We start from the raw sequence: 3,645 nt of genomic DNA, 5'->3' as shown, positions 1-3,645 counted from the left end.
CAGACACACTATTGGGCTTTGAGACAACAGGCCCGTTTTTCCCTGGCCCCTGTGTGGGGTGGGAGGCGTGTTGTTGCTCCATCTTTGGTGGTGGGGTGTGGTGTTTGATTTGTGGATAGTGGTTGCGAGCATCTAGCACGCAAAATGTGGCGCCGGCCTTCGGGTGGGTGCTGTTTTTGTGTGTCATTGATGTGCAATTTCTTTTGAAACTCATTTTTGGTGTTTGTGTTGTAAGTGTTTAAGGGCGCATGGTGGATGCCTTGGCACTGGGAGCCGATGAAGGACGTTGGAGGCTGCGATATGCCTCGGGGAGCTGCCAACCGAGCGTTGATCCGAGGATGTCCGAATGGGGAAACCCAGCACGAGTGATGTCGTGTTACCTGTATCTGAATACATAGGGTGCAGGAGGGAACGCGGGGAAGTGAAACATCTCAGTACCCGTAGGAAGAGAAAACAAAAGTGATTCCGTGAGTAGTGGCGAGCGAAAGCGGAGGATGGCTAAACCGTATGCATGTGATACCGGGTAGGGGTTGTGTGTGCGGGGTTGTGGGACCTGTTTTTCCAGTTCTACCTGACTGGAGGGTAGTGAGAAAATGTCGTGGTTAACGGAAGTGGTTTGGGATGACCTGCCGTAGACGGTGAGAGCCCGGTACGTGAAAACCTGACATCTGCCTTGAACAGTGTTCCCGAGTAGCAGCGGGCCCGTGAAATCTGCTGTGAATCTGCCGGGACCACCCGGTAAGCCTGAATACTTCCCAGTGACCGATAGCGGATTAGTACCGTGAGGGAATGGTGAAAAGTACCCCGGGAGGGGAGTGAAATAGTACCTGAAACCGTGCGCTTACAATCCGTCAGAGCCCTCCTTCGTGGTGGGGTGATGGCGTGCCTTTTGAAGAATGAGCCTGCGAGTCAGGGACATGTCGCGAGGTTAACCCGTGTGGGGTAGCCGCAGCGAAAGCGAGTCTGAATAGGGCGTATCCAATCCGTAGGGGTTGGTGTAGTGGTGTGTTCTGGACCCGAAGCGGAGTGATCTACCCATGGCCAGGGTGAAGCGCGGGTAAGACCGCGTGGAGGCCCGAACCCACTTAGGTTGAAGACTGAGGGGATGAGCTGTGGGTAGGGGTGAAAGGCCAATCAAACTCCGTGATAGCTGGTTCTCCCCGAAATGCATTTAGGTGCAGCGTCACATGTTTCTTGTTGGAGGTAGAGCTACTGGATGGCCGATGGGCCCCACAGGGTTACTGACGTCAGCCAAACTCCGAATGCCGACAAGTCCAAGAGTGTGGCAGTGAGACGGCGGGGGATAAGCTCCGTGCGTCGAGAGGGAAACAGCCCAGATCGCCGGCTAAGGCCCCTAAGCGTGTACTAAGTGGAAAAGGATGTGCAGTCGCGAAGACAACCAGGAGGTTGGCTTAGAAGCAGCCACCCTTGAAAGAGTGCGTAATAGCTCACTGGTCAAGTGATTGTGCGCCGATAATGTAGCGGGGCTCAAGTACACCGCCGAAGCCGCGGCAACGAGACTTGTTCTCGTTGGGTAGGGGAGCGTCCTGCATCCGGTGAAGCAGCAGAGTGATCTAGCTGTGGAGGGTGTGGGAGTGAGAATGCAGGCATGAGTAGCGAATAGGCAAGTGAGAACCTTGCCCGCCGAAAGACCAAGGGTTCCTGGGCCAGGCCAGTCCTCCCAGGGTGAGTCGGGACCTAAGGCGAGGCCGACAGGCGTAGTCGATGGACAACGGGTTGATATTCCCGTACCCGTGTATGTGCGTCCATGATGAATCCATTGTGCTAACCATCCAAAACCGTCGTGACCGATCCCTTCGGGGTGAGGCGTTGACGGGGCTGCGTGGGACCCCGGTGGGTAGTAGTCAAGCGATGGGGTGACGCAGGAAGGTAGCCGTACCAGTCAGTGGTTGTACTGGGGTAAGCCGGTAGGGAGTCAGATAGGCAAATCCGTCTGACATTAATCCTGAGAGGTGATGCATAGCCGTTTGAGGCGAATTCGGTGATCCTATGCTGCCAAGAAAAGCCTCTAGCGAGGACATACACGGCCCGTACCCCAAACCAACACAGGTGGTCAGGTAGAGAATACTAAGGCGTACGAGTGAACTATGGTTAAGGAACTCGGCAAAATGCCCCCGTAACTTCGGGAGAAGGGGGACCCCCATATCGTCAAGGCTTTTGCGGCCGGCAGCGGGAGGGGGTGGCACAAACCAGTGAGAAGCGACTGTTTACTAAAAACACAGGTCCGTGCGAAGTCGCAAGACGATGTATACGGACTGACGCCTGCCCGGTGCTGGAAGGTTAAGAGGACCCGTTAACCCTTCGGGGTGAAGCGGAGAATTTAAGCCCCAGTAAACGGCGGTGGTAACTATAACCATCCTAAGGTAGCGAAATTCCTTGTCGGGTAAGTTCCGACCTGCACGAATGGCGTAACGACTTCTCAACTGTCTCAACCATAGACTCGGCGAAATTGCACTACGAGTAAAGATGCTCGTTACGCGCGGCAGGACGAAAAGACCCCGGGACCTTCACTACAACTTGGTATTGGTGCTCGATACGGTTTGTGTAGGATAGGTGGGAGACTGTGAAGCTCACACGCCAGTGTGGGTGGAGTCATTGTTGAAATACCACTCTGATCGTATTGGGCCTCTAACCTCGGACCGTATATCCGGTTCAGGGACAGTGCCTGGTGGGTAGTTTAACTGGGGCGGTTGCCTCCTAAAATGTAACGGAGGCGCCCAAAGGTTCCCTCAACCTGGACGGCAATCAGGTGTTGAGTGTAAGTGCACAAGGGAGCTTGACTGCGAGACATACATGTCGAGCAGGGACGAAAGTCGGGACTAGTGATCCGGCACCTCTGAGTGGAAGGGGTGTCGCTCAACGGATAAAAGGTACCCCGGGGATAACAGGCTGATCTTCCCCAAGAGTCCATATCGACGGGATGGTTTGGCACCTCGATGTCGGCTCGTCGCATCCTGGGGCTGGAGCAGGTCCCAAGGGTTGGGCTGTTCGCCCATTAAAGCGGCACGCGAGCTGGGTTTAGAACGTCGTGAGACAGTTCGGTCTCTATCCGCCGCGCGCGTCAGAAGCTTGAGGAAATCTGTCCCTAGTACGAGAGGACCGGGACGGACGAACCTCTGGTATACCAGTTGTTCCACCAGGAGCACCGCTGGATAGCCACGTTCGGACAGGATAACCGCTGAAAGCATCTAAGCGGGAAACCCCCTCCAAGACCAGGCTTCTCACCCTTTTAGAGGGATAAGGCCCCCCGCAGACCACGGGATTGATAGACCAGACCTGGAAGCCCAGTAATGGGTGCAGGGAACTGGCACTAACCGGCCGAAAACTTACAACAACCAACAAACAACCAATGTTTGATGAGTTTCAGTAAGACACACATCTGTCTCGCAACCACACCACAAAACACACCCACACTCACTTTGTGTGCGGACGTGCAAAACCACGCCCCACCACCAAAACACAAAGAATTTGCTCTTTGGGAAACCACAAGAGAATAGAGTTACGGCGGTCCATAGCGGCAGGGAAACGCCCGGTCCCATCCCGAACCCGGAAGCTAAGCCTGCCAGCGCCGATGATACTACCCTGTCGGGTGGAAAAGTAGGACACCGCCGAACACAAATTAAG

General features: G+C 55.0%; 2 rRNA genes. Both read left to right on the top strand.

The window, feature by feature from the left end:
- Positions 1–228: 228 nt before the first annotated feature.
- Positions 229–3,355, top strand: a 23S ribosomal RNA gene (locus tag ACZYZF_RS29440).
- A gap of 166 nt (positions 3,356–3,521) precedes the next feature.
- Positions 3,522–3,635: ribosomal RNA gene (rrf, locus tag ACZYZF_RS29435) — 5S ribosomal RNA — on the top strand.
- The last annotated feature ends 10 nt before the right edge of the window (positions 3,636–3,645 follow it).

This window comes from Mycobacterium sp. IDUB_24 (assembly GCF_055419385.1).
The sequence above is the reverse complement of the archived record's forward strand: the minus strand, read 5'-3'. Positions and strand labels throughout refer to the sequence as shown.